This is a genomic window from Chryseobacterium sp. PCH239, from assembly GCF_018924625.1.
In the GTDB taxonomy this organism is placed as follows: domain Bacteria; phylum Bacteroidota; class Bacteroidia; order Flavobacteriales; family Weeksellaceae; genus Chryseobacterium; species Chryseobacterium cucumeris.
In genome coordinates this window covers 2849888-2874570 of sequence record NZ_CP073027.1, presented here as the reverse complement: position 1 = coordinate 2874570, position 24683 = coordinate 2849888, and the positions used below count along the sequence as shown (strand labels likewise).

Here is a 24683-nt window from a genome sequence, read left to right as displayed (position 1 = left end):
TTATATTTGTCAAAAAAATAATCAATTACAAGGAAATGAAGCAAATTTTCTATTTTATTTTACTCATCGCAGGTTTTTCCTCAATACATTCCTGCAAGGATATGCTGGATGAGGATGGAAATCCATTATTGGATCTTAACAATACAGGAGGCTTAAGCGGCCCCAGAGCATTATACAGAGAAATTACAGATAAAGATACTATCGCAGAATATCAGTACAGCGGACTTCTTGTGACTAAAGTTATCACAGACAGTGCTTCCATCACTGATATTATGTACAGTGGTGATAAAATCAGTCAGATTAATTTTAACGGTTTCCTTGATCTTGACGGAAACGGAAAACTAGATAAAGACAGTGTATCATACACTCAATTGTTCACTTATGCAAACAATAACAAACTTCAGCTGATTTCTGAAAACCGTTCAACCTTCAGAAGAACTCCGCCTGTAATACCTGGAGGACCTGTAGGACCACAGACATTATTGAAAAAAGAGAAAACTGCTTATCAGGTTAAATACAGTATTGCTACAGGAAAACTGGATTCAATTATTATGAGAAACGGACCGGATGTTCCGGGAGCTCCGCTTAACTTCACAGATTATTCTAAAACAGGTTATACTTATGTAGGAGACAATGTATCTAAAGTAGTAAGATACTACGGAACAATGACTGGTGGATCGTTTGGTGCTGTTACCGGAAAATACAGCTACGAATACTATGCCTATGATGAGCAGGTAAGCCCATTCACATTGCTGCCACACGTATATAAAATTTCAAGATTATTATCTACGATAATCAATGATAAAGAAAGTCTTATCTTATCTCCAAACAACCCTAAGAGATGGTCTGTAACAGATCTTACGCCACCGATTCCAACACCGATTGTGAAGAGTACCAATTACGTTTACGATCCTCAGACTTACATGACAAAAGGATATGGCGTTAATTACATCTATAAACCACAATAGAAGAATTTTTTTTAACAATATTCAAACTCAATCTTTCCTAAGATTGAGTTTTTTATTTTTTATACCTTAATTTTGCAAAAAATTTCTGATGAAATATTTAATTGTCGGGCTTGGTAACAAAGGCTCTGAATATGAAAATACACGACATAATATAGGATTTAAAGTAGCTGAGAAAATAGCGGAAACCCTTGAAGTATCATTCAATACCTCCAACTTTGGCTGGCTGGCAGAAGGAAAGCACAAAGGCAGAAAAGTTTTTGTTCTGAAACCGGATACTTATATGAATCTTTCCGGTAATGCAGTGAAGTACTGGATGCAGAAAGAAAATATTCCCTTGGAAAATGTACTGATCATTACCGATGATCTGGCTTTGCCTTTTGGGACTTTAAGAATGAAAGGAAAAGGATCTGATGCCGGACATAACGGGCTTAAAAATATTAATGAAGTATTGCAGACTCAAAATTATGCAAGGCTGCGCTTCGGAATCTCTGCAGATTTTACGGCAGGAAGACAGGTAGATTATGTTTTAGGAACATGGAATGACGAAGAATCAGAAAAGCTTCAAGAGAGAATTGAAACCTTTTCTAAGGCTAGTCTTTCATTCGTATTTGCGGGATTGAATAACACAATGTCTGCATTTAACGGAAAATAATTCCACAAAGTGATACAAGAGAACTGAAATTAGAATATAGCTTATAAAATTGAATGACTGGCTTGTTTGTAAGGCAGTCATTTGTTTATATGTTTTTTAAAATTTTTCTGCTGGTTTTATAATTAATTTATCTTCTTTCCTGATAAATACCCACATCCAAGGAATGAATGATAATAAAAAAGATACAATACTATTCTGCATAAATATTTCATTTGCTGAAGGGTTGTTTTGAAACTCAAATATCGCTTGATTAATGGTGAGCCCTTGTTTTACCAATAAAGCAATTACAGTAATAACATTGGCTATAAATATGCTTACAATATTTGTGAAGAAGATAATATATCTTGTCAGTTTTCCACGAAATCCTTTGAAATAATCATAGCCTAAAAAACCCAGAAGAGCAATAACAAATGCCATTCCTGAGGAAATTTCTCCTAAATATACAGCAAGTATGACCCAAAGTATAATGGCAGGAATTGAAAAAACAATGGCTCCTAAAAATCCTGTCAGATAATTTTTCTCTTTTGAAATTCTTGTCTTTTCTATTTCATAGAATTTATCATCTGTCTGTTGAAAACAATGATCACAAAGGAGTATACCAGTATGGTTAAGGTCGTAATAGCGAATACTTTCATTTGTTTCACAGCTATGACAATGGTTTTGCTCCGGCACATTGAGTTTTTTTAACAAACCAACCACAAAGTCAAACAAAGCATAAATAGTGCTGATTTTAGTAGGCATTATATTTTCTGTGAATTTGAAAAAAATAGTATTTTCTCTAATTTCAAAGAGGGTAAATCTTAATTTTTTTCTGTTTCCCGTTAACTCTGTTTTGATTTGTTGTCTTTGTTCCTCTGTTAAATTCCCAGTTGTTACTGAAACATATTTGTATTGAGGAGTATGTATTATACTTGCGTCTGAAACATTGAAAAAATAGCCTTTGTAAAGTCCGAATACCTTATGGCTTGTTTTATGCCATCCTAGGTCTCTGGCTATTTTTTTTGCTTTGGGAAAAATCATACTTTTTTGACTTGGTAGTCATGGTTTATTGAGGTGTTTTCTCGAGAGCACGAATATATAATTATTTTTAGATAATTAAAACAAACCCTTTTAAAAATGAAATATATTACGGTTTTACCTAGTTTATTGACAAAATAGGTTTATAATTATCTTATTTTATGATGATATATAATAAAACATAAATGCCACCGGATTCCGATGGCATTTTGTGTAAATTATAATTGAATTTTAAAGAGTTTTACTTCTTATAACCAAGTTACTGCACCTGTTTCAACATCATAGTTGGCTCCAACGATTTTAATTTTACCCTCAGCTTCAAGGTTTTTAAGTGTTGAACTTTGCTTGCGGATATCTTCAATCGCACTTTTTACGTTTTGATGATTAAGCCTTTCAAGAAGTGAGCTGTTTTTTGATGAACGTTCTTCATTCTCTTCAATGATCTCATTGATGATAGGGTTGAAGTGATTGATCAGGTGGTTCAGGTTATCCATTCCCAGTCCTTCAATTTGTGCAGCGTCAAGACCTCCTTTTAAAGCCCCGCACTTGGTGTGTCCTAAGACTACAATAAGCTTAGAACCCGCAACATTACAACCGAATTCCATAGATCCCAGAATATCCTGGTTCACAAAGTTACCGGCAATTCTGATACTGAAAACATCTCCTAATCCCTGATCAAAGATAAGTTCTGCAGAAGTACGGCTGTCTATACAGCTTAAAACTACTGCAAAAGGCCATTGTCCTTCACGTGTTGCATTCACTTGCTCAAGAAGGTCTCTGTTTGCCTTAAGGTTGTTTACAAATCTCTGATTTCCCTCTTTTAAGAATTCTAATGCTTTCTCAGGAGTAATAGTTGACTGTGTTTCGTATGTATGTGCTTTCATATTTTTATTGTTTTCGAATTTAAAGTTAAAAAAATTAATTAATTATTGGGATTACATGGCTCTTTTGTGAGTAACCAAAATGTGGGAATCCTCACTTCTCTCGTAATCTCTGTATGAAGTTTTAAAGCCTATCAGTTCTACATTGATGTCTTGTTCCTTTGCACGGATATTGGCAAAGTCCTGAATCATTTCCAGTACATCGGTTGCAATGTAGGAAGTGCTCTTCGCATCAATAATAACTGTAGAGTTGGGTTTTATATTTTTAAGTGTTTTTTTGATGGCTGCCTTATTTAAAAATGATACTTCTTCAGCAAGTTTAATATTGATCCCATCTGCATCATCCAGTCTTTCTCTGCTTAAATAATAAGCTCTTTTCATATTTCCTTGCAGAATATAGAAAACGGAGATCATAAGACCAATTCCTACACCTTTTAACAGGTCTGTTGCCACTACTGCTACAACAGTTGCCACAAATGGAATGAACTGGAATTTTCCTAAGTGCCAGAAATGTTTGAATGTTGCCGGCTTTGCCAATTTATACCCTACTAGGATTAATACCGCAGCTAATGTTGCCAATGGAATTAAATTTAAAATAACAGGAATAGAAAGTACACAAATTAATAGGAATACCCCGTGGATAATAGTAGACATTTTAGAGGTTGCTCCCGCATTAGCATTGGCAGAACTTCTTACTACCACGGAAGTCATGGGAAGACCACCTATAAAAGAACTTACAAGGTTTCCGATTCCCTGAGCCTTAAGCTCAAGATTGGTATCTGTAATTCTTCTTTGTCTGTCTAATCGGTCCGAAGCCTCAATACAAAGTAAAGTTTCAATAGATGCTACAATGGCAATTGTTGCTCCTACGATCCATACTTTTGGATTAGTGAAACCATTAAAATCCGGAGTAGTGATCAGATTTTTAAAATCATCAAAAGACTGTGGAACCGGTAAAGAAACCAAATGTTGAGTTTCGATAGCGAGAGAACTTCCGGACATCTTAAAGAGCTGATTTAAAAGAATACTTACAATTACGGCAACCAATGCACCCGGAAGCATTTTCATCCTTTTCAGTACATGGATTTTGTCCCATGCGATAAGGATCGCTACAGAAATTAAAGTAATAACAATGGCACCCGGATGGATCGCTCCAAATAGTTCAGTAAAATATCCGAAGTTCAGACCATTATCAAAAATAGATTCATGGCCTTCATAATCTTTGTCAAATCCTAACGCATGTGGAATCTGTTTTAAAATAATAATGATTCCTATGGCAGCCAGCATTCCTTCAATGACGTTATTCGGGAAATAGTTGGAAATACTTCCGGCTCTTACAAACCCTAAAACCAATTGAATAAGTCCAGCAATAATCCCTGCGCAAAGGAAAAGCTCAAAGGCGCCAAGATCTGTTATTGCTGTTAAAACGATAGCTGTGAGACCTGCAGCAGGCCCTGAAACTGAAATATTTGAATTACTGATGATTCCTACTACCAGGCCGCCAACGATACCGGAAATAATACCGGATAATGGAGGAGCACCTGATGCTAAAGCAATTCCTAAACACAACGGAAGTGCTACTAAAAATACCACGAGTCCTGAAGGAAAATTTTCCTTGATTCCTCCTATTAATGATGTCTTTTTCATAATGTGAAGCTGTAAAGTATAACCGGCTTATTTGTTTTTAAATAAGTCAATTATAAAAAGTTGAGAAAAAATAATTTTTAAAGTACATGTGTATCCGATATCACAAAATGATATGGAAATGGTATCAAAAAAATCTAACTATAGGAGTTTACGCTTCCGGAGGAGGGGAAAATATAGTAAGTAAAGGAGAAAGATGAAAAGAATCATCAATCAGAACAAAAGACACACCCTGAACATCTGTTTCTGAAAACTTCAGATAATCGAATACATCTAAAGGTTTCGGAATGGTCTTTTCGTAAACAATGAATGAGGATGGGTGAGAATGAGGCTCTTCTTCATTGATTATTATATTCGTTCTCGCAATATCCCAGCCCGCAACAGCAGCAATGCTTGGCAGCGCTGTAAAATTCAGAAAAAACGTTAATACAATAATACTCCAGAATTTCATTTTACATTCTTTTTAGAAAAACTATTTAGTCTTTCTGCTCATCACCCAATCCGAACCTGTAAGATTATAGATCTTTTGAATGTCTTTTAAGATTTTCTCAAAATCAATCTCCAGATCAATGATTTTACCTGTTCTAAGGTCAAATACCCAGCCGTGAACAATAGGATACTCTTCTAAAATGTATCTTTCCTGTACACAGGCCATTTTGATTACGTTGATGCACTGCTCCTGAACATTAAGTTCTACAAGTCTGTCATAACGCTTGTTTTCGTCCTGAATAGAATCCAGTTCTGCCTGATGTAATCTGTAAACATCACGGATGGTTCTCAACCATGGATTCAATAATCCCAGATCCTGAGGAGTCATCGCTGCTTTTACACCGCCACAGTTGTAATGGCCACAGACAATAATGTGTTTCACTTTCAGATGTTCTACAGCGTATTGAATAACTGCTGTGGAACTCATATCTAAAGTATTAACAACATTGGCAATGTTTCTGTAAACAAATACCTCTCCAGGTTTGGCTCCCATCAACTCTTCTGCGGTAGCTCTGCTATCTGAACATCCTATATAAAGATAATCGGGATGCTGAGTTTTGGCAAGTTCATGGAAGAAATCCGGATCTTCGGCAAGTTTGGATTCTACCCATTTTTTATTGTTTTCGAAAATAACCTCGTACGATTGTGCCATAATTTTAAAGTGTATAATTATTTATTTCGTTTAAATTATTTCCAAAATCAATAGACTAAATCAATAATTATGCAAAAATATAATTTTTGTTAAATAATAAATCACTTTTAACAAAGTTTAATATTAAAATATGCTTAAAATCATATCTAATATTCCGATATGCTTTATCTTACAGCTATTGGGATCTATAAGGAAATCCAAACGTTTAAAAAACCAGGATAAAATTACGAAGTATAAATTAAAATTTATGGTTTGTGAATTAAAATATTCTTAATTATTTAGGTAGCCTCCATTGTTTCTTTTGAAATACTTAATAAAAAGACTTTGTGTATGCTAAAAAATGAATAATTTAAAGCTCTTATTAATCCCTCTATCTGATGCCTGATTTTGGTCTGCAATCTTTACCATCGGTATTCTATCTGGCAGGAGTCTTTATCGCCTGTTTCTCTTCATTTCTGATTGTTGGAAAACGTAAAAAGATAACAGCTGATTATGTTCTGGCAGCCTGGTTTCTAGTGATAGGAATACATCTTATCTTATTTATTCTATTTTTTTCCGGAGGCTATATAAAGTTTCCTTATTTTCTGGGCTATGAAGTTATTTTTCCCTTTATTCATGGCCCAATGTTATATATTTATGTTCTCTGTGTTACAGGGAAAGCACCGGGAAAAAAGACCTGGCTGCTACATTTTGTTCCTGTTCTGATTGTCTTTTTCATGCTATTTAAACTATTGATGTTGTCACCATCGGAAAGACTTGCCATTTATCAAAGCGGAGGCAAACAATATCAATTAATAAGCAATGTTATCAAATACATGATGATATTATCAGGAGTATTATATATTGCATTAAGTTTTTTTGCTGTCAGAAAATATACGCAAGAGATTTCTGACCAATATTCAAATACAGAGAAGATAAATCTCAGCTGGCTCTATTATCTTATTGCTGGATTAGCTTTGATATGGGTTGCAGTGATCATTAGAAATGATATACTTATTTTTTTCATAGTTGTTCTGTTTATCGTAGCTGCTGCATATTTTGGCATCAGTCGTGTTGGAATTCTGAACTTGCCTGTAGCAGAAGGTATAGTAAATGATAAAGAAACAAACGAAGAAACGGTAAAATATCAGAAGAATTCTCCCGGAGAAGATGTTATCATGGCTGTTTACGAAAAGCTTGTGAAGAAGATGGAGAAAGAAAAATTATATAAAGATCCCGAACTGAATCTGAATTATACTGCTGCCTTACTGGAGGTTCATCCTAATATCCTTTCTCAGGCAATTAATTCCATTGAAAATAAAAATTTTTATGATTATATCAATCGTCAGAGGATTGAAGAGTTTAAAAGGATTGCAGTACTTCCCGACAACGGAAAGTATACTATTCTTTCACTAGCTTTTGAGAGTGGCTTTAATTCTAAAACGTCATTTAACCGTAATTTTAAAAAATATATGAACTGCCCACCCAGAGAATTTCTAAAAAGCCAAAGCATAGAGATTAATATGGAATGATTTGCTGGTAAATTGGGCAAGAGGTTTATTTATAATGATTTATAAACATGTTCCACCTTTCATTTTGGAACAATTGGACCTTTTATAATCCTCATTTTTACAGAAAAATAATCGGGTATTATGAAAAAATATTATTTGTGATGATGGGAGTACTGGCATTACTGATCGGAGCTTATCCTCTTATTTATGCCTTCGTTGAATCTAAATATACTTTTCTGGGTTCGAAATCTCCTGAATTACTCCACAGTATAATCTGGAAAACAGCATTTTTCATCCATATTACTTTCGGAGGGCTGGCTCTTTTTGTAGGCTGGCGTCAGTTTGGTCGTTCATTTCGGACTCAATACATGAGAATCCACCGGAATATCGGAATGTTTTATGTAGTTGCCGTGACACTAAGTTCTGTTTCAGCTATTTATATGGGATTTTATGCCAATGGAGGGCTGGTTTCAGCGATGGGGTTTATCTGTTTAGGATTGATCTGGTTACTAACAACTCTTGCTGCCTTAGCAGAAATAAGGAAAGGAAATATTATCAGACATCAGCAACTGATGACTTATAGTTACGCCTGTACCTTTGCTGCAGTAACATTGAGATTATGGCTTCCCTTACTAAAAAATATTACAGGAGATCCCATGCTGTCTTATCTTGTCGTAGCATGGCTGTGCTGGATTCCAAATTTGTTAGTTGCTTATTTTATCAATAAAAAAACAGTTGCAATATAAGAGAATAGGCTTTACTCTGGCAGTGTGTTATAATCCATACTTTTCATTTCCAGGTTCAGGTATTTATTTCCTTCATTCTTATAATGTAGGGGCATTTCAAGACCCATATATTTCATAATCAGAGGGTAGATATAAGTGGTTTGGGTCTGCTTGGTTTCATGTCCTGTAATTCTATAGTTGGCAGGTACTTTATCTCCAAACCAAACAAAAAACGGTACCTGAGTAGATTCCTTAGAGTCTACGTGCAATAATTTGTCCCCTTGTATTTTAAGCCCATGATCTGAAGTATAGATGATTACGGAATTGGTATTTTTCAGCGTACTGAATATATTTTTGAAAACGTAGTCCGTGTATTTGATAGAGCTGTCATAACAATTCAGATCACCGGAGTTCCAGTTAGAAGGAAGTCTGTTGCATGGATTAGGGTGACTTCCCATAATATGAAGAACTACAAATTTATCTTCCTTCTTCTGAATAACTTTTTGAAGCTCAGGAACAATTACTTCATCATAGCCGTTTACCCACTTTTTATTTTTAGACATGGAAGCGATGGCTGTAATTCCTCTTGCGCTTGCCTGTGTACTCAGCCAGAAAGAATTGTATCCGCTTTGATTCGCCATATTGATGATATTATAGGATAGTTTATCATAACGATATCTGAATTCATCAGGATGGATACTGGACAACATCAGCGGGACACTCAGGTTGGTGATGCCGGCAGGAGAAATAGCATGGTCAAAAATCATCATATTTCCTGCCTGCTCATCCGTGTAAGGAGTTGTTTTCTTGTTATAGCCATATAATGACATGTTCTGCTTTCTCTCAGACTCTCCAATGATGAGAATTACATTTTCTATTCCTGGCTGTATTTTTTTGATATTAAAAACCGGAACATTCTTTTTTATTGCGTTGATATCTCTCTGTATATTCAAAGCGGTATTGAAATCAGATAAATGATAGTATACATTCTTAATCATCCTGCCTCCTCCTTTATTACTTATATAGGTATGTTTAAGGTGATATCCGAATGGTAAAACAAGCCACAGTAATGCTATAATGATAAATTTAGCATTAACCTTAACTATATTTTTTTAAGATAATCCACCGAGTACATTACCATTCCCAGAAAAACGAAAAACAAAATGCCCGGAAGAATAAACATATAAGACATGCTCATCGCTTCATCCGGATTAGATTCCAGAATACTGATAGCCATTCCTACATTAAATCCGGAATGATAAATAAGAAAACAGGATACCGATATCAGAAAGTTAATGCTTAATAATAAACAGAGAATAAAAGCAATTACAGACGTATACTTATTCTTAAAAAGCAATGCATTAAATACCAGAAACGAACAAAACATAATTCCATACTCAAAAATATTCCGGATACTGTCCATTTTTTCAGCTCCGAAAAGATTATCAAAGATGTAAGGGAATGAGATCAAAAAACCTGTCAGGTATATTATAATGAGAAGAATGGGAACTATCTTTTTGAACATGGGTGTATATATGTTTCTGTGCAGTTAAAATAAATTTTTATATCATCTTCTTTAAAGTTTTTCTGAATACGAGCCTGCGGAATATCAGAATCATGGAGTGCATGAAAAGAATTAATATCAGATAATAATTCTTATATATTGCAGGTATTGTCAACTCAAAAAGAAACTTTTGAAGTTAAGTTGTTACAGTTTGTAGCGGTCGTTTTTCCGTATTATAGAGTTGACTGTATAGGTAGGAATGGAGAGAATTGAATTTGCATTTTTTTCATCAAAAATTATTTTTTTAATTAGTAATAAACTGGAGTTGTGTTTTTAATATTAAGCGATTTTTTTCAAAACAAGTTGTATCGAAGGATAGATGTCATCCGGATAATAAAATGGGATATTTTACATGAAATTGGATGATGGTGTATCCGTTTTATAATCAAACAATACAATTTTTTCAAATGTACACGAAATTACCGATAAATACAAGTAGAATTTTTATGATAACTATTGGAGTTCCTATACTTTACGGTTGATATAATCCATCGTAGCATTGGCGGTAGGGATAATTTTAGCAGGGTTGCCTATGACAATAGAATTGGAAGGAACATCAAAATTGACATAAGAATTGGGAACAATCAGTACATTATTTCCAATAGTGATTCCTCCTACAATAACGGCATTGGTACCAATCCATACTTCATCACCAATAACCGGATATCCTTCATTTTTTCCACGGTTTTGTTGTCCTATCGTAACGCCATGGGCGATGTTGCAGTTTTTTCCGATCACTGTTTTAGGATTGATCACAAGGCTTCCAAAATGCCCCAAATAAAAACCTTCACCAATCTGAGTCTCAGGATAAATCTGAAAACCATATTTGATCTGATAATGTCTCAGGACAATCCTCCAGAAAGTATTCAGAAGAGGGGTTTTCTGATACTTCTGTGCTTTTCTCAGAATGTATACAAAATGCAGATTAGGATTAATGCACTTTTTCCATATCTGAAAAGTGGAAAGCCATTTTCCGCTTTCCCGGTAAAAGTCTTTTTGAATGATTGAATAATCAGCCATCGTCAATATTTTTATACTTCGTCAATTATTTTCTGAAGATGTTCCACAGATTTTTCCAGAACAAACGGAAGCTCGGTTTCCGAAATTCGTTTTTTGTATTCTTCAGTGATATCTTTATCAATAAGAAACTTTTTCATTCCATCATAAATCCCTTCTTCGGAATTGGCAGTGATATTGCCCAGTTTTCCATCCTGCAGAAGATCCCTGATGCCGGAAATATCTGTTGCAGAAATAGGTTTATTGAGGATAAGTGCTTCAGCAATGATGGTGGGAAATCCTTCATGTCGTGAAGACATAATATAGAAATCCGCCTTTTTCATATAAGGGTAAGGATTACTGCTGAAACCAAGCATTTTTGCAGTATTCTGAAGACCAAGTTTATTGAGCTGATCCTGAATATTATTAAAATCATACCCGTCACCAATGATCAAAAGCTGATGTTTCAACCCTTCATCAATAAGTTTTTTATGCACATTAAGCAATCTGTCGTATCCTTTCTGAGGGTATACGGTTCCTACGGTTACAAAAGTGGGAAGATCATTGTTGAAAGGATAGTCATTTACTTCACTGTCTGCCTTTCTTAATGTATCATCTTTGTCAATCGGATTGAAAATTTTAATCACAGATGCTTTTTCAGCTTCGTTTTTAGCCAAATCATGCATTCCTTCCTGAAGTTTATTGGAAATGACCAGAATTCTATCAAACCTGAAAAACTGTCTGATCACTTCCGGAGTGTATTCTTTTAAATTGAAAATATCATTCTGTACCCAGATAATCTTTTTCGAATCTTTTTGAGGGCTGGAGAGAATTTCCTGGTGCATCGCATGGATGGCAGCAATCTCTACATCATATTTTTTATTCTTTAAAATAAATTTATAGAGAAGGGAAGGGAACCAAAGAAACATTTTCTGATAAAGAACCCTGTAGGCTTTCACAGGAATGTCCTGCAGCCTGTTGGTGGTAATCATTTCTCCTTTCGTCAAATAGTACAGTGTTACCCATGACGGAACTTCTTTAATGTATAATCCTGAATAGAGATTTACCAGAAGATCAACTTCATACTTATCGGCAGGCAGATTCTTCAAAAAGTTGATTAATACTTTCTCGGCACCACCATGACGCAATGAACCTATACGAATGAGGAGTTTTTTCTTTTTCAATTTGTTTTTTTCTATTTTATGATTTTACAAGATAAATTTATTTAATTTTTCTTGCTTTTTTATACTTGTGAGGAAGATTTTCTTTGATATAGGCATCCAGTTTTTTTCTGTCTTTCTCCAGTTCACGGGGATATTCCGGGTTATTTTTAAGAACAATATCACCATAATCTTCAATCGTGCATAAGAACTGGGCCGGGTTTCCAATAAAAACTGTGTTATCCGGCATCGATTGTGACAACACAGAGTTCGCCCCTAAAATACAGTTGTTTCCAATCTGGACATCCTGCATAATCACACAATTAAGCCCGATGGTGCAGTTGTTTCCTATTTTTATTCTTCCCAGTATTCTTGCATCTTCATACCCAGGAAGTTTTCTGAGCAGAGTAGTTGTTCCACCGTGGTTGACAAACCGTACATCTCCAGCAATGTTCACATTATCGCCAATTTCGATAAGGTACGGTTCAGTTCCGAAATACACTTTATCGGGCATATTAAAGTTTTTTCCTACTTTCATCCCTCTATATTTAGCCACTTCAAGACTGCCTCTGTTCAAAAAAGTATGATAGAGGGAGTCTATTTTTAATAGGATTCTGAATATAAAAATCATCACAAGTGTAAATTTGTTTTCGTTACTTTTGCAAAGAAAGAGAATTTATTAATATGATGAAAATTTCAAAAATAGAATATTATCTGCCCCAGCAGGTACTAACTAATGAGGACCTTGAAAAGCAGTTCCCTGAATGGAGCTCCGAACGTATCCAGGAGAAAGTAGGTATTTCCCAACGCCACATTTCTTCTGACAGCGAAACCGTACTGGATATGGCTGTGCAATCTTCAGAAAAAATTTTCGAGAACTATGACAGGAACAAAGTAGATTTTATTTTATTCTGTACCCAGAGTCCGGAGTATTTCCTTCCTACAACGGCCTGTATTTTGCAGGACAGATTGGGGCTTAGGAAAAATATCGGAGCTATAGATTTTAACCTTGGCTGTTCAGGATTCGTATATGGGTTAGCTTTTGCAAAAGGACTGATTGCCGGTGGAATTGCAAAGAGTATTCTTTTGGTTACTTCAGAAACGTATACCAAGCATATTCATCCTGATGATAAAGGAAACCGAAGTATATTTGGAGATGCCTCCGCCTCTGCTATTATTAAAAAATCTGAAGGTAACGATTATCAGTTCTGTCTGGGAACAGACGGAAGTGGTGCCGAAAATCTTATGGTGAAAAAAGGAGCTTTTAAAAAAGACTTCGAACTGAATCCGGAACACGAATTCGGCCCCGAAAATATTTATATGAATGGCCCTGAAATTTTTAATTTTACGATTGAAAATATTCCGGGACTGGTAAAAGAAACATTGGAAGTTAACAGTATGACCATGGATGATATCGATCATTTTGTTTTTCACCAGGCCAATTCCTTTATGCTGAATTATTTAAGAAAGAAAACAAAAATACCCGCAGAAAAGTTTTATATTGACATGGAAAAAACCGGGAATACTGTTTCTGCAACGATTCCGATTGCTCTTAAAAATATGATGGATAAAGGAATGCTGAAACAAGGAGATAAGGTTTTAATGGCAGGATTTGGAGTTGGATATTCATGGGGAGCCACCATAATGGAAATTTAAAGAAAACAAACATTTAAAATTATAAAATATGAAAACATCCGTTTTTTTAGAAAAACTACAGGAGGAATTAGAAGAAGATGAAACATTGACTACTGAAACGAACCTGAAATCTTTAGAAAGCTATGATTCTATCAGTTTACTTTCTGTTATTGCGTTTGTAGACGAAAATTTCAGCAAAAAAATTGATACCAAGCATTTTAAAGATATTGAAACTGTTTCAGATCTGATGAATGTTATTGGAAAAGAAAATTTTGAAGATTAATGGATGCTTTCTCATTAAAAAATAAAATTATTCTCATTACAGGCGCTTCTTCCGGGATCGGGAGAAGCTGTTCTGTAGAATGCAGCAAAAGCGGTGCTGATCTGATTCTTGTAGGAAGAAACCAGGAAGAACTGATGAAAACCGTTTCTATGCTCAATCCGGAAACAAAAGTTGAAATTATCACTGAAGATATTACTCAATCTGAAAATCTTGAAGCAATTATTGCAGATAAAGTTTCAATTTTAGGTAAAATATCAGGATTTATACACTGTGCCGGTATCGAAAAAACGTTACCATTAAAAAAACACAATGCTCAGCTATATCAGGACATATTTGCTGTCAATGTCATTGCAGGACTTGAAATTGCAAAAATTTTATCTTTAAAAAAATACAAAGACGAAAACTCCAGTTTTGTATTTATTTCTTCTGTGGCAGGGATGATAGGAGAGGCAGGGAAGGCCGCTTATTCTGCCAGCAAAGGCGCTGTAATTTCCGGAGCCCGTTCTTTGGCTATGGAGCTTTCAAGAAGTAATATTAGGGTCAACAGTATAAGTCCGGCAATGGTCAATACTCCGATTTTAGAGAAAATGTTTGAAAATATCGGAGAAGAAGCTTCATCAGAAATTATAAAAAAGCATCCGCTTGGAATAGGTGAACCTAAAGATGTAGCGAATGCCTGTATTTTTCTGTTGTCTGATGCCTCCAGATGGGTCACAGGCAGCAACCTTGTGATAGACGGAGGATATTCAGCACAGTAACTTACTTTTTGTGTAGAGTTTCTATAATATTTTCTACGCTGTCAAATATTTTCTTATTGTCAAACTGACTTTCAATTGTTTTAAGGTTCTCTCTGATGTGGAGAACAAGGTCGGGATCGGTAAGGAATGTTTTCATGGCTGAATACATTTCATCTACTTCATAACTGATGAGGTATCCTGTCTCACGGTCTTTGATCATCAATCCTACATCTCCTACTTCTGTTGCTATAATAGGTTTCTGAAGAATTAAAGCTTCAGCAATGACCAATGGCCATGCTTCAGATTCCGAAGGCAGAACAAAATAATCCGCTTTTTTGATATAAGGATAAGGATTCATTTGGTTGCCAACCAGAATAAATGTTTTTTCAACATTATTTTTAGCTACCTGTGCATTGAGGTTATTCATTTCATCACCCTCACCAATAACAATGATGCTGTGATGAAACCCGTCATTGATAAGCTTCGTATGAGCGTCAATAAGTTTATGATATCCTTTTCTAGAATGAAGTCTTCCTATAGATGCGAAAACAGGTCCTTCAGGAAAATTTTCAAGCTTTCCTTCTGCCTTACGCTTAATTTCTTCGATAGGAATAGGATTGATGATCACACTTTCAGGAGGATAATTTAGATTAGGATAATGCTGGTGCATCATATCTTTGATCTTGTGGGAACAGTACACCATGTGGTCAAATTGCGGAAAGCTCTTTAAAATGTTTGGTACTAAAGGCTGAAATTTCGGAACATTAATTTCAGAGTGAAACCATCCTATTTTTTTTGAATTCTTATTGGTTGAGTTCAGAATGGCATCATAGTCTCTGTAATCCATCCCGATCTCAATATCAAAAGTATCATTGATAAGACGGTCTGCAATGGCCGGAGTATTTTTCAGTTTTCTCAGCTTTATTCTTCTTTTAACAAGCTGAAGTTTCTGTAAAATAGAATTGTTGGAAAAATCTTCTTTTCCGTCAGTAAGGTATATTTTTCTGATGTGCTTCGGAAGTTCATCACGCAGTTTTCCCTGGTTGAGGGTGAGGCATACCGTCATTTCAAATTTGTCAGGATTAAGATTGTTGAGAAGTCCCAGTAATACTTTTTCCACGCCTCCCATTTCCATGGAACGGTGCCTGAACAAAATTTTTATTTTTTTTTCTAACATTATCCGAAGATTGATTGTAACGTAATTTTTATTTTTTTCTTAATACGGAAAGGCAGCTGATGCTGATACTGAAGCAGATCGAATATTTCATCTGCACCGGTATAATGTTCAGGAACTTTCTTTCCATTGATAGAGCTGAGCCCTCTTCGTTTCATGGTATTAAAAATCACCTGGGCAAAATATTCGTGGGATTTCTTTTTATTGTCATTCTGTGAAATTCCGCCCTGATGCGTTCTGTAAAGATAGTTCGTTTCATTAATAAACTGAACGTTTCCTTTTTCATACATTTTAAGATATAAATCCTGATCTTCCCCTATTTTCAGATTGGGATTCATTTTTTCCGTCTGTTCATAAACTGCTTTTCTGAAGGTTACAAAATGAGCAATCTGAATCGGGAAATTGAAAAAATAAGGATCTCCACTCGGTACCTGCATCGCAGATCTGAACGGAGCTATTGGATTCAGGTTCTGGTCACATGTCATAAACCTTGAATAGGTAAGTACTGTATTTTTTTTAGTCTGAAAAATCTCCATACATTTTTGAATAGCGGTTGGAGCAATGGCATCATCAGGATCTACAAAGCCACAGATTTCACCTTCAGCCATTTCAATCAACTTACTTTTTGTTACACCTACACCGGAATTTTTTTCATTTTCAAAAAACCTGAATCTTTTGTCATCTGAAATCATTTCCCGGATTATTTTCTTCTCGTTTTCAGAAGAAGCATCATCTAAAATTACCGCTTCCCAGTCTGTATATGTTTGTTGAAGTATACTTTCAAAACAGTCTTTAAAAAAAATGGCATTGTTATAGTGTGCAATAAGAATAGAAAACTTCATTATTGTTCCTTGAATATTAAATCTTGATGATTAATTACAGTCGTATTTGATGGAATGTCTTTGTAAATAGTACATCCGGCTCCAATAATACAGTTATCTCCGATGGTAACTCCTTTTAAGACGGTTACATTACTTCCGAGCCAACAGTTACTACCGATCTTGATAGGAGCGGTGGTGAACTCAGATGAGAACAGCTTAAATTCCGGATGAGTCTGATAAGCATGATTGTGGTCGTAAAGCTTAACATTTTCTCCAAACAAGGTGTTGTCACCTATTGAAATGCTGTCAAGACAATTGATGGAACAAAAATTATTCATAAAAAAATGATCTCCGATTTCTAAAACGGCATTCTGCTGCACAAGAATATGTACATAATTTCTGAAACTCATGGAATTCCCGAGTGTAACATTTTTTAAATTGTCGTGCAGAACAAAATGATTACTGATCCCAAGCTTTATCCCTTTAAAAGAAACATTAGGGTGTTTTTTGAGACGAGAAATCTGGCTTTTCCGTTGAATTTTTGCTAAAATTTCATCAAGCATACCTGGATTTATTTTCACATTTGTAGTTTACAAATATAATTTGTTTTAAATAATTATAATAATAAATCTTATTTTTGTGCCTTAAAAATTAATACTTTATACCAAATAAAACAACTTTTCAGGTTGAGGTTGCTAAGTTTTGATAAAGTAAATCATTTGGTGTTCTGTGAAAATAAGTCAGATTACATTTACCCGATTTGTTGCCGCAATGGCAATTGTTATTTCTCATTTCAATAAAGATCTGTTCTTATACAAGATAGATTATATTTCCAATCTTTTTTTAAGGGCTAATGTAGGAGTAAGCTATTTTTTTATTCTTTCGGGGTTTATCATGATTATTGCTTATCACAGGAAAGATAAAATTGATTACCTGGAATTTTACAAAAACAGGTTTGCCAGGATCTATCCGCTTTATATGCTCGGACTTTTGCTCTATTTTATGACAAGATATGAGATGTTCGATTGGTATAAACTGATCTTATATGGTTTGGGTATCCAGAGCTGGATTCCGGGTGAGGCGATGATCCTGAATTTTCCGGGGTGGTCTATTTCCGTAGAGTTCTTCTTTTACCTGCTTTTTCCGTTTTTATATAATTATTTTTATGCAAGGAAAAACAAAATGATCTGGGTGTTTGCCATTGGTCTCTGGCTGATTACACAGGTGTTTTCTAATCTTTATCCGGTGTATGGAGCTTATGAAGGACCTCATACGAAAAGCCATGAGTTTCTTTACTATTTCCCTTTCTGGCATCTGAATGAATTCCTGATTGGAAATCTTGCAGGTATATATTTTGTGAAAAATTACAGGCAGAAAAATTATGATTACCACGTTATCGCAGTCTTTTTTCTGATTCTTCTGTCACTGATGTTTGTCCCGCTATTCTATCATAATGGTTTGATGGCTTTACTCTTTGTACCTGCCATTCTTTTGATTTCGGCAAATAACGGGAAAGTAAGCAGGATATTTTCATTAAAGCCGCTGGAGTATCTGGGGGAAATTAGTTATGGAATATACATCACTCATATTCCTGTGCTTTACCTTGTAAGGGAATTTTTACAATGGCAGAAGTGTACGCTCAGCATTGATATGGTATTTTTGATTTACATTATCGTTATGCTGTTGAGTTCCGCGGTCTTTTACCAGTTAATAGAAAAGCCGATGCGAAACCTGTTAAGAAAGATTCATTTTTCAAAGCGTTAGTTTTCAAATAATTTTTTTTTAACTAAATATTTAGTTAAATGTAGTGTCAGAACAAGTCATTTCTGAAATTGATATTGTACAGCCCTGAACGGATGCTTTTATAATCCGTAAACAAATACTTTGTGATCATCCCCCATTTTTTCAGAAGGGGAGCATTAGCAATCTGAAAGCTTCTGTAAACACGTTTGATATGAAGTTTAATATCTTCAGGAATGGTATTTTCATTTTCTGCCCACTGGTTCACTTCCTTCCATAATACAACGCGGGTTGAAGCCGGTTTTACTTCTCTGGAATCTACTTTGGTAATTCTGTTGTTCTCATGAACTCCTCTCACCGCTACAGCTTTGTCAAGAATTCCCGGATACAGATTCAGATAGTAGGAGAGTCGGAATAAAAATTCGGTGTCCTGATGAAGCTTTAAATGGGTTTTAAAAAAATACTCCATATTTTGTAGAGAACTTTTACGGATCGTCAGGGCATCAATACTGAAAAGTCCAAAAGTTCCTCTCATATTCAGTTGGCCCGGGAATACATCTTTAGGAGGATGTTCTTTATACACTGTAGTGAGGCGGTCTCCAAAAACCTTATAATACTGTTCTCTGGCTTTTTCAGAATAATAATGAACTCCTATAGCCCCATAAACTCCATCTACCTCGTGATTGAGAAAAAGCTTTTTTTCGGCATCAAAACGGTTAGGAAGATAGTAATCATCTGCATCAAGGAAAGCAATGAAATCTCCTTCTGCCTTTTCCATTCCTAAATTTCTGCTGGCACCTGCTCCATGGTTTCCTTTATCAGGATGCTGATAAAGTTTTACCCTGTCATATTTTTCAGCGAGTTCCCGGCAAACCTGCAGGGCATTGTCCGGAGACTTGTCTTCTACCAGTACCACTTCATATACCTCTTCGAACTGAAGCGCGGAATCTACAGCCTGAGCGACATATTTTTCAGCATTGTAAACGGGAATGATGACTGAAATTTTCATTTTTTTCGGATTATGCTTTTAATTTAATTTTTAAATAATGGGTAACCCTTTTCTCTACAAAATAGTACAGAAGAGAGGCTACAATAATAACTAAAACAATTTTAAGAAGAAAAAAAGCAATGTTTAGATAACCTTCAACTTTGAATCTTTTTAAAATAATTTCTACAAAAGGATGTGATAGGTATAATGAATAGGAAATATTTCCCAGAAATATTAAAAATTTGTTTCCTTCAAAATGGAAAATATAATCAAAAGTCAGGAAAGAAAAAACAAACGTGGAGATAATTGCCAGTTTTACCCAATCATTGCCAATAGGAATGATGCTGAGTAAAACGAGTATAAATGAGGTTATTCCTATTACAGAAACTATTGCTGCCCATTTCTTTGGAACTGTATATTGGTTCAGTAAGAGAGCAAAGAGAATTCCTACAACAAAATAAAGATTGAGAGAATGGGTTACCATTTTCAGATATGGACTGTCAAAATGTACACAATATCCCAACATAGTAGCCAGAATGAAAAATCCTACGATGAAATAATACCTTTTTTCTTTAAAAAATAATGATAGCCCGAATATGAGATAAAAAAACATCTCAAAATTTAAAGACCAACCCAGGAAAAGCACGGGAAATTCCTTCTTTGTGGGAAGGAATAACAATGAATGGATAAGCTCATAAAGTCCTGCGCCATGAAAATAGAGGAAAAAACTGCCTCCGGGTATCATTATAGCAAAGGTCAAAAGATAATATAAGGGGACAATTCTGATCACCCTTCTTTTGTAAAATAAAGTGATCTGCTGAAAAGAATCTCTACTGAAATTTATTCTTTGCGTTGTGAAAGCCATGATAAATCCACTGATAATAAAAAACACGGGAACACCGATACTTCCTTTATTAAAAAGAATATCACCAAGATTCAGCCCGGGTAAGTTTATCGTTTCACGGAAATGAAAGCAGCATACCAATAATGCTGAAATTCCTCTTAAAATCTGGATATTATTAAGCTTCATAACAGAGAAAATCCTATCTTTTAAGAATTTTTTAAAGGTATTTATAGTTTTTAAATAGGCCTATTTGATATAAAAATTTTAATAACCTTGATTTTTTCAATTTGTCTATTTTGTCTAAAGAGTTCTTTGCACTGAAATATAAATTAATTTTATCGATTAATTCTTCCGTCTGGAATTCAGAAAAATGAAAATTTTCTACAAGTGTTTTTCTTCTTTCTTCTTTTCTTAAAGACTGTGATTTGGGATCGGAGCTGATACCATCCTTATAAAAGCGGGATATAGATTGTTCAATAGGTCTATAAGTACAATTGTATTTGAAAATAGAAATTAAAAACCATTTCCAATCTGAACAAATTCTCAAATTTTCATCATAGAGACCTACTTTTTCAAAGGCACTTCTTTTTATAAATGTACTGGGATGCCAAATTGTTTCTTCAATTAAATCTAAAAACGAAATATTTTCTTTAGTAGGCCTAAGAACATCTTGATTTTCATCATCTACAATTAGATTACCGGAGATAATATCATCTGTGTGCAGTAATGGAGTTACTTTTTCTATAACTGATTCATTTAGCAGTTCGTCTCCACTGTTCAGAAAAAGAAGATATTCTCCAGTCGCTTTTGCAATTCCTTTGTTCATCGCATGATAAATCCCTTTATCAGGTTCACTTACCCAATAGTTTATTTTGGATTGATTACTTTCTATAAGTTCTTTGCTTCCGTCAGAACTTCCACCATCAATTACTATATATTGAAAATCTTTACCGGTTTGCCGAAATACACTATCCAGAGTTTTTTGTAAACCATTTCGGTTGTTGAAGTTTATCGTTATGATTGTAATGGATTTATTGAGCATATTTTTGAGTGTTTTTTTGTAAAATCTGTTTGTTATTGCGAAATAAAGGATTCTATATTGAATATGATTTTTTTAAATTATATTGTTTTTAAATCACATTCAATCATTTCTTTGCAAAGAGATTTTACAGTGTATTGTGGTTGCCAGCCGAGAATAGTTTTTGCCTTTGTAGGGTCACCAATCAGCAGGTCGACTTCTGTTGGACGATAATAATTAGGATCAACTTTTACAACTGTTTTACCTAATGGGAGTTGATAATTCGGGTTATTACAGCGTAATACCTTGGCAATTTCATTTTCCTGACTTCCTTCAAAAACCAGTTCTATTCCTACTTCTTCAAAAGCCATAATGAGAAAATCTCTTACCATGGTAGTTTCTCCTGTTGCTAAAACGAAATCGTCAGGTTTCTCCTGCTGCAACATTCTCCACATTCCTTCCACATAATCTTTAGCATGTCCCCAATCTCTTTGAGCATTTAAATTCCCCAGATATAAGCAATCCTGTTTGTTTTTTGCTATGTTAGCTACTGCCATAGTTATTTTTCTGGTAACAAAAGTTTCCCCTCTTCTGGGAGATTCATGATTAAATAAAATACCATTGCAGGCATACATTCCATAGGCCTCCCTGTAATTTTTTGTTATCCAAAAACCATAAATTTTTGCTGCACCATAGGGAGAACGTGGATAGAAAGGAGAGTTTTCATCATAAAAACCCTTTTCATTTTTATTGGATGGCATCCCGCCGTATAATTCTGAGGTAGAAGCCTGATAAATTTTCGTCTTATGGGTTAATCCTAAAATCCTGATTGCTTCTAATAAACGCAGTGTACCTAACCCATCTACGTTTGCAACATATTCGGGCATATCAAAACTTACTTTCACATGGCTCATGGCACCAAGATTATAGATTTCGTCCGGTTGTACCTCTTGTATGATTCTGATGATATTGGTAGAGTCTGTAAGATCTCCGTAATGTAATTTGAAATGCACGTTATTTTCATGCTGATCCAAATACAGATGATCAATTCTTTGAGTGTTAAAAGAGGAAGCTCTTCGTTTTACGCCATGAACTTCATAGCCTTTTTCTAATAGGAGTTCTGCCAGATAAGAACCATCTTGTCCTGTGATTCCTGTTATAAGTGCTTTTTTCATCATTTGTTTAAAAATTTTTCTTGATAAACTTGTTTTATTCCATCTTCCAGAGATATATCAGGAGACCAACCCATAGAATTAATTTTAGAGGAATCCATTAGCTTTCTGGGAGTACCATTGGGTTTCTCTGTATCCCAAACTATATTTCCTTCATATTGGGCAATATCTTTAATCTGCTTGGCCAGTTCTGATATAGAGATTTCCCTGGATGAACCTATATTCAGGTGACCGCTTTCATTGTAATTATTCATCAAAAATACACATGCTTTTGCAAGGTCATCTACATGTAAAAATTCTCTAAAAGGGCTTCCATCTCCCCACAAAACCACTTCCTTTACATTGTTTTGTTTGGCTTCAAAAAACTTTCTGAGCATAGCCGGCAAAACATGAGAATTATTTAGGTCATAGTTATCATTAGGCCCATAAAGATTAGTTGGCATTGCGGAAATGAAGTTACAATTATATTGATCCCTGTATGCATCACACATTTTTATTCCTGCAATTTTTGCTATGGCATAAGGTTCATTGGTTTGTTCTAAAAATCCACTTAATAGGTATTCCTCTTTTAAAGGTTGAGGTGCAAGCTTGGGGTATATACAACTGGAGCCTAAAAAAAGTAATTTCGTTACTCCGTGTAAATAACTCTGATGAATTACATTAGACTCAATCATAAGGTTATCGTAAAGAAAATCAGCTCGGTACGTGTTGTTGGCGTGGATTCCTCCTACTTTGGCTGCAGCAAGAAAGACATATTCTGGCTTTTCGGTTTCAAAAAATGTTTGTACACTTTTTTGATCTGTAAGGTCTAATTCACTGGAAGTTTTGGTAATAATATTATTAAAACCGTTCGAAGTTAAGTTTCTTAAAATGGCACTTCCTACCATACCTCGGTGTCCGGCAATATATATTTTAGAGTTTGGGTTCATAATTGTAGTTGTAACGAATTTTATAATAAATTATTTTTAATAAATTATTGAAGCTTGATTTCAAAATTTCAGGAAAAGATTTATTTTTTTTAGGTAAACTATTTTTTAAAATTACATATTTACAATCTATTTTTGAGATTCTTTCAATATCGTTTTCAATGATTTTTTGATGATAATTTTGATATAGCTTTTTCAAGGAATCTGAATTTTCCAAAGAATATCTGTCATAGTATTTTGCTAAGGTTTCGGGATTTTTATATTTAAAATTTGAAAAATGATAAAATACCAGAGGAGAATTATCCGGCATGCGGTATTTATTGTCTTCTGTAGCTACCAATCCTATTCTTTCATGCAGATTCCATGGAGCGGCATTATACCCCATTTTACTGAGAATTTTTACATTTTTGAAGAAAACAGGGGAAAAATTCATCCAGATCTGATCTACAAATAACCCTTTTTCCGGTTGATTATAGCAAAGAGATAACAATCTTTCTTCCCACCAATCAAGAAGTTTTTTGGCATTTTCAGAATGGCCTCTTAATCCTATAAATCCCAGATTATATATACCAAAATTAAGAAAAGTGTTTTCTACAGGTTTATAGCCATCTAAAGGAATAGAACTCAGAATATGAGGGGTGAGCAAGATATCTGCGTTATCTTCAAATTCTGCATTCAGGATTGATAACTGATCAAATATTTCAATATCCGGATCGAAGTAATATATAAATTCCGTATTGGGATTTTTTGCTAATAAGTACTTGAAAAATGATGCTTTTACAGAGGTGTTAAATTCTATAATGTCATATTTCATCCATAATTCATCAAAATTCTTTATTCCAATATCTTTCATTTCTACAATTTCACATTGGAAAGAATCATAATCTATTTCGCTAGATTTTTCATCGCATAATCCTATTACAAATTTGAAGTTTTCACCATATTTATTAATAGAATTTTTTAAAACTTTAGCTTGTGCTAAATAGTTATTGGAGCAGATTGTGAAAGCTATATTCATAGGATTTTGGAAGTAAAAGTTGTTGAAATGTCTTTGTATATTGTAAAAAATAATTTACTTTCTGGAGTTTGATATTTTTCTATTTTTAA

At 34.5% G+C, this 24683-nt stretch carries 27 protein-coding genes; 8 read left to right on the top strand and 19 right to left on the bottom strand.

Annotated features, from left to right (window positions below):
* The first annotated feature begins 35 nt into the window (after positions 1 to 35).
* Positions 36 to 968, top strand: a complete 933-nt coding sequence (locus KBP46_RS13355) for a hypothetical protein (protein WP_216443460.1) — start codon at positions 36 to 38, stop codon at positions 966 to 968.
* 88 nt (positions 969 to 1056) lie between these two features.
* Entirely contained in the window at positions 1057 to 1620 is a 564-nt protein-coding gene (pth, locus tag KBP46_RS13350) for an aminoacyl-tRNA hydrolase (RefSeq protein WP_062673378.1), read from the top strand.
* 96 nt (positions 1621 to 1716) lie between these two features.
* Here the strand turns inward: pth and KBP46_RS13345 are convergent, their stop codons facing one another.
* The 5 genes from KBP46_RS13345 to KBP46_RS13325 all read right to left on the bottom strand — a co-directional run bounded on the left by KBP46_RS13345 (position 1717) and on the right by KBP46_RS13325 (position 6303).
* Positions 1717 to 2640, bottom strand: coding sequence for a hypothetical protein (locus KBP46_RS13345; protein ID WP_216443459.1), 924 nt, complete (start codon positions 2638 to 2640; stop codon positions 1717 to 1719).
* A gap of 245 nt (positions 2641 to 2885) precedes the next feature.
* Positions 2886 to 3521 carry a carbonic anhydrase gene (locus KBP46_RS13340; RefSeq protein WP_034691487.1) on the bottom strand — a complete coding sequence of 212 codons (636 nt, stop codon included), beginning with the start codon at positions 3519 to 3521 and terminating at the stop codon, positions 2886 to 2888.
* 51 nt (positions 3522 to 3572) lie between these two features.
* Positions 3573 to 5165, bottom strand: a complete 1593-nt coding sequence (locus KBP46_RS13335) for a SulP family inorganic anion transporter (protein WP_062673382.1) — start codon at positions 5163 to 5165, stop codon at positions 3573 to 3575.
* 148 nt (positions 5166 to 5313) lie between these two features.
* Complete coding sequence (locus tag KBP46_RS13330) at positions 5314 to 5613, bottom strand: hypothetical protein (RefSeq protein WP_062673384.1); 300 nt, start codon at positions 5611 to 5613, stop codon at positions 5314 to 5316.
* A 21-nt stretch (positions 5614 to 5634) separates the two neighbouring features.
* Positions 5635 to 6303 carry a carbonic anhydrase gene (locus KBP46_RS13325; protein ID WP_216443458.1) on the bottom strand — a complete coding sequence of 223 codons (669 nt, stop codon included), beginning with the start codon at positions 6301 to 6303 and terminating at the stop codon, positions 5635 to 5637.
* Between the two features lie 377 nt (positions 6304 to 6680).
* Between KBP46_RS13325 and KBP46_RS13320 the strand changes: the two genes are divergently transcribed.
* The gene (locus KBP46_RS13320) at positions 6681 to 7814 is read left to right on the top strand and encodes a helix-turn-helix domain-containing protein (RefSeq protein WP_216443457.1); all 1134 of its coding nucleotides are present in this window, start codon (positions 6681 to 6683) and stop codon (positions 7812 to 7814) included.
* Between the two features lie 140 nt (positions 7815 to 7954).
* Positions 7955 to 8539 carry a DUF2306 domain-containing protein gene (locus tag KBP46_RS13315; protein ID WP_216443456.1) on the top strand — a complete coding sequence of 195 codons (585 nt, stop codon included), beginning with the start codon at positions 7955 to 7957 and terminating at the stop codon, positions 8537 to 8539.
* Between the two features lie 11 nt (positions 8540 to 8550).
* On the opposite strand, the gene KBP46_RS13310 is transcribed toward KBP46_RS13315, so the two are convergent.
* The 5 genes from KBP46_RS13310 to KBP46_RS13290 all read right to left on the bottom strand — a co-directional run bounded on the left by KBP46_RS13310 (position 8551) and on the right by KBP46_RS13290 (position 12869).
* Positions 8551 to 9516 (bottom strand): phosphoethanolamine transferase, encoded by a 966-nt coding sequence (locus tag KBP46_RS13310; protein WP_216443455.1) that lies wholly within the window; start codon positions 9514 to 9516, stop codon positions 8551 to 8553.
* A gap of 104 nt (positions 9517 to 9620) precedes the next feature.
* A complete protein-coding gene (locus tag KBP46_RS13305; protein ID WP_216443454.1) occupies positions 9621 to 10043 on the bottom strand; it encodes a hypothetical protein in 423 nt (140 codons plus the stop codon).
* A gap of 504 nt (positions 10044 to 10547) precedes the next feature.
* On the bottom strand, positions 10548 to 11102 hold the full coding sequence (locus tag KBP46_RS13300) for a serine O-acetyltransferase (RefSeq protein ID WP_123278571.1): 555 nt from the start codon (positions 11100 to 11102) through the stop codon (positions 10548 to 10550).
* Positions 11103 to 11113: 11 nt separating this feature from the next.
* Complete coding sequence (locus KBP46_RS13295; RefSeq protein WP_062673397.1) at positions 11114 to 12262, bottom strand: glycosyltransferase; 1149 nt, start codon at positions 12260 to 12262, stop codon at positions 11114 to 11116.
* 37 nt (positions 12263 to 12299) lie between these two features.
* Positions 12300 to 12869 (bottom strand): DapH/DapD/GlmU-related protein, encoded by a 570-nt coding sequence (locus tag KBP46_RS13290; protein WP_062673399.1) that lies wholly within the window; start codon positions 12867 to 12869, stop codon positions 12300 to 12302.
* 53 nt (positions 12870 to 12922) lie between these two features.
* Here KBP46_RS13290 and KBP46_RS13285 point away from each other — a divergent pair, with 53 nt between their 5' ends.
* From KBP46_RS13285 to KBP46_RS13275, 3 genes are read left to right on the top strand one after another with little or no spacing between them, the layout of a single operon-like run.
* Positions 12923 to 13894: a 3-oxoacyl-ACP synthase III family protein gene (locus tag KBP46_RS13285; protein WP_216443453.1), complete on the top strand. Its 972-nt coding sequence runs from the start codon at positions 12923 to 12925 to the stop codon at positions 13892 to 13894.
* 28 nt (positions 13895 to 13922) lie between these two features.
* The gene (locus KBP46_RS13280) at positions 13923 to 14156 is read left to right on the top strand and encodes a phosphopantetheine-binding protein (protein ID WP_047380387.1); all 234 of its coding nucleotides are present in this window, start codon (positions 13923 to 13925) and stop codon (positions 14154 to 14156) included.
* Positions 14156 to 14914: an SDR family NAD(P)-dependent oxidoreductase gene (locus tag KBP46_RS13275; protein WP_123278569.1), complete on the top strand. Its 759-nt coding sequence runs from the start codon at positions 14156 to 14158 to the stop codon at positions 14912 to 14914. The genes KBP46_RS13280 and KBP46_RS13275 overlap by 1 nt, the downstream gene beginning before the upstream one ends.
* Before the next feature lies 1 nt (position 14915).
* On the opposite strand, the gene KBP46_RS13270 is transcribed toward KBP46_RS13275, so the two are convergent.
* From KBP46_RS13270 to KBP46_RS13260, 3 genes are read right to left on the bottom strand one after another with little or no spacing between them, the layout of a single operon-like run.
* Positions 14916 to 16070: a glycosyltransferase gene (locus KBP46_RS13270; RefSeq protein WP_216443452.1), complete on the bottom strand. Its 1155-nt coding sequence runs from the start codon at positions 16068 to 16070 to the stop codon at positions 14916 to 14918.
* Entirely contained in the window at positions 16070 to 16909 is an 840-nt protein-coding gene (locus KBP46_RS13265) for a glycosyltransferase (protein ID WP_216443451.1), read from the bottom strand. Before KBP46_RS13265 ends, KBP46_RS13270 begins: the two co-directional genes overlap by 1 nt.
* The gene (locus KBP46_RS13260) at positions 16909 to 17469 is read right to left on the bottom strand and encodes an acyltransferase (RefSeq protein ID WP_228432335.1); all 561 of its coding nucleotides are present in this window, start codon (positions 17467 to 17469) and stop codon (positions 16909 to 16911) included. The genes KBP46_RS13265 and KBP46_RS13260 overlap by 1 nt, the downstream gene beginning before the upstream one ends.
* A gap of 148 nt (positions 17470 to 17617) precedes the next feature.
* On the opposite strand from KBP46_RS13260, the gene KBP46_RS13255 reads away from it, so the two are divergent.
* Positions 17618 to 18652 (top strand): acyltransferase, encoded by a 1035-nt coding sequence (locus KBP46_RS13255; protein ID WP_131797503.1) that lies wholly within the window; start codon positions 17618 to 17620, stop codon positions 18650 to 18652.
* Between the two features lie 46 nt (positions 18653 to 18698).
* Here the strand turns inward: KBP46_RS13255 and KBP46_RS13250 are convergent, their stop codons facing one another.
* The 6 genes from KBP46_RS13250 to KBP46_RS13225 form a co-directional block, all read right to left on the bottom strand.
* Positions 18699 to 19637, bottom strand: a complete 939-nt coding sequence (locus KBP46_RS13250; protein WP_062673411.1) for a glycosyltransferase family 2 protein — start codon at positions 19635 to 19637, stop codon at positions 18699 to 18701.
* Positions 19638 to 19647: 10 nt separating this feature from the next.
* Positions 19648 to 20646, bottom strand: a complete 999-nt coding sequence (locus KBP46_RS13245; RefSeq protein WP_216443450.1) for an acyltransferase — start codon at positions 20644 to 20646, stop codon at positions 19648 to 19650.
* A 31-nt stretch (positions 20647 to 20677) separates the two neighbouring features.
* Complete coding sequence (locus KBP46_RS13240; protein ID WP_062673415.1) at positions 20678 to 21502, bottom strand: glycosyltransferase family 2 protein; 825 nt, start codon at positions 21500 to 21502, stop codon at positions 20678 to 20680.
* Between the two features lie 77 nt (positions 21503 to 21579).
* Positions 21580 to 22653, bottom strand: coding sequence for a GDP-mannose 4,6-dehydratase (gene gmd, locus KBP46_RS13235; RefSeq protein ID WP_062673796.1), 1074 nt, complete (start codon positions 22651 to 22653; stop codon positions 21580 to 21582).
* Positions 22653 to 23579 carry a GDP-L-fucose synthase gene (locus tag KBP46_RS13230; RefSeq protein ID WP_062673417.1) on the bottom strand — a complete coding sequence of 309 codons (927 nt, stop codon included), beginning with the start codon at positions 23577 to 23579 and terminating at the stop codon, positions 22653 to 22655. Before KBP46_RS13230 ends, gmd begins: the two co-directional genes overlap by 1 nt.
* On the bottom strand, positions 23563 to 24594 hold the full coding sequence (locus tag KBP46_RS13225; protein WP_062673419.1) for a hypothetical protein: 1032 nt from the start codon (positions 24592 to 24594) through the stop codon (positions 23563 to 23565). The genes KBP46_RS13230 and KBP46_RS13225 overlap by 17 nt, the downstream gene beginning before the upstream one ends.
* Positions 24595 to 24683: the final 89 nt, after the last annotated feature.

Bases quoted from the DNA above. Each gene is read 5' to 3' on its own strand.
- KBP46_RS13355 (WP_216443460.1), top strand. From the start codon at position 36: ATGAAGCAAATTTTCTATTTTATTTTACTCATCGCAGGTTTTTCCTCA.
- pth (WP_062673378.1), top strand. From the start codon at position 1,057: ATGAAATATTTAATTGTCGGGCTTGGTAACAAAGGCTCTGAATATGAA.
- KBP46_RS13345 (WP_216443459.1), bottom strand. From the start codon at position 2,640: ATGATTTTTCCCAAAGCAAAAAAAATAGCCAGAGACCTAGGATGGCAT.
- KBP46_RS13340 (WP_034691487.1), bottom strand. From the start codon at position 3,521: ATGAAAGCACATACATACGAAACACAGTCAACTATTACTCCTGAGAAA.
- KBP46_RS13335 (WP_062673382.1), bottom strand. From the start codon at position 5,165: ATGAAAAAGACATCATTAATAGGAGGAATCAAGGAAAATTTTCCTTCA.
- KBP46_RS13330 (WP_062673384.1), bottom strand. From the start codon at position 5,613: ATGAAATTCTGGAGTATTATTGTATTAACGTTTTTTCTGAATTTTACA.
- KBP46_RS13325 (WP_216443458.1), bottom strand. From the start codon at position 6,303: ATGGCACAATCGTACGAGGTTATTTTCGAAAACAATAAAAAATGGGTA.
- KBP46_RS13320 (WP_216443457.1), top strand. From the start codon at position 6,681: ATGCCTGATTTTGGTCTGCAATCTTTACCATCGGTATTCTATCTGGCA.
- KBP46_RS13315 (WP_216443456.1), top strand. From the start codon at position 7,955: ATGATGGGAGTACTGGCATTACTGATCGGAGCTTATCCTCTTATTTAT.
- KBP46_RS13310 (WP_216443455.1), bottom strand. From the start codon at position 9,516: ATGATTAAGAATGTATACTATCATTTATCTGATTTCAATACCGCTTTG.
- KBP46_RS13305 (WP_216443454.1), bottom strand. From the start codon at position 10,043: ATGTTCAAAAAGATAGTTCCCATTCTTCTCATTATAATATACCTGACA.
- KBP46_RS13300 (WP_123278571.1), bottom strand. From the start codon at position 11,102: ATGGCTGATTATTCAATCATTCAAAAAGACTTTTACCGGGAAAGCGGA.
- KBP46_RS13290 (WP_062673399.1), bottom strand. From the start codon at position 12,869: ATGATTTTTATATTCAGAATCCTATTAAAAATAGACTCCCTCTATCAT.
- KBP46_RS13285 (WP_216443453.1), top strand. From the start codon at position 12,923: ATGATGAAAATTTCAAAAATAGAATATTATCTGCCCCAGCAGGTACTA.
- KBP46_RS13280 (WP_047380387.1), top strand. From the start codon at position 13,923: ATGAAAACATCCGTTTTTTTAGAAAAACTACAGGAGGAATTAGAAGAA.
- KBP46_RS13275 (WP_123278569.1), top strand. From the start codon at position 14,156: ATGGATGCTTTCTCATTAAAAAATAAAATTATTCTCATTACAGGCGCT.
- KBP46_RS13270 (WP_216443452.1), bottom strand. From the start codon at position 16,070: ATGTTAGAAAAAAAAATAAAAATTTTGTTCAGGCACCGTTCCATGGAA.
- KBP46_RS13265 (WP_216443451.1), bottom strand. From the start codon at position 16,909: ATGAAGTTTTCTATTCTTATTGCACACTATAACAATGCCATTTTTTTT.
- KBP46_RS13250 (WP_062673411.1), bottom strand. From the start codon at position 19,637: ATGAAAATTTCAGTCATCATTCCCGTTTACAATGCTGAAAAATATGTC.
- KBP46_RS13245 (WP_216443450.1), bottom strand. From the start codon at position 20,646: ATGAAGCTTAATAATATCCAGATTTTAAGAGGAATTTCAGCATTATTG.
- KBP46_RS13240 (WP_062673415.1), bottom strand. From the start codon at position 21,502: ATGCTCAATAAATCCATTACAATCATAACGATAAACTTCAACAACCGA.
- gmd (WP_062673796.1), bottom strand. From the start codon at position 22,653: ATGAAAAAAGCACTTATAACAGGAATCACAGGACAAGATGGTTCTTAT.
- KBP46_RS13230 (WP_062673417.1), bottom strand. From the start codon at position 23,579: ATGAACCCAAACTCTAAAATATATATTGCCGGACACCGAGGTATGGTA.
- KBP46_RS13225 (WP_062673419.1), bottom strand. From the start codon at position 24,594: ATGAATATAGCTTTCACAATCTGCTCCAATAACTATTTAGCACAAGCT.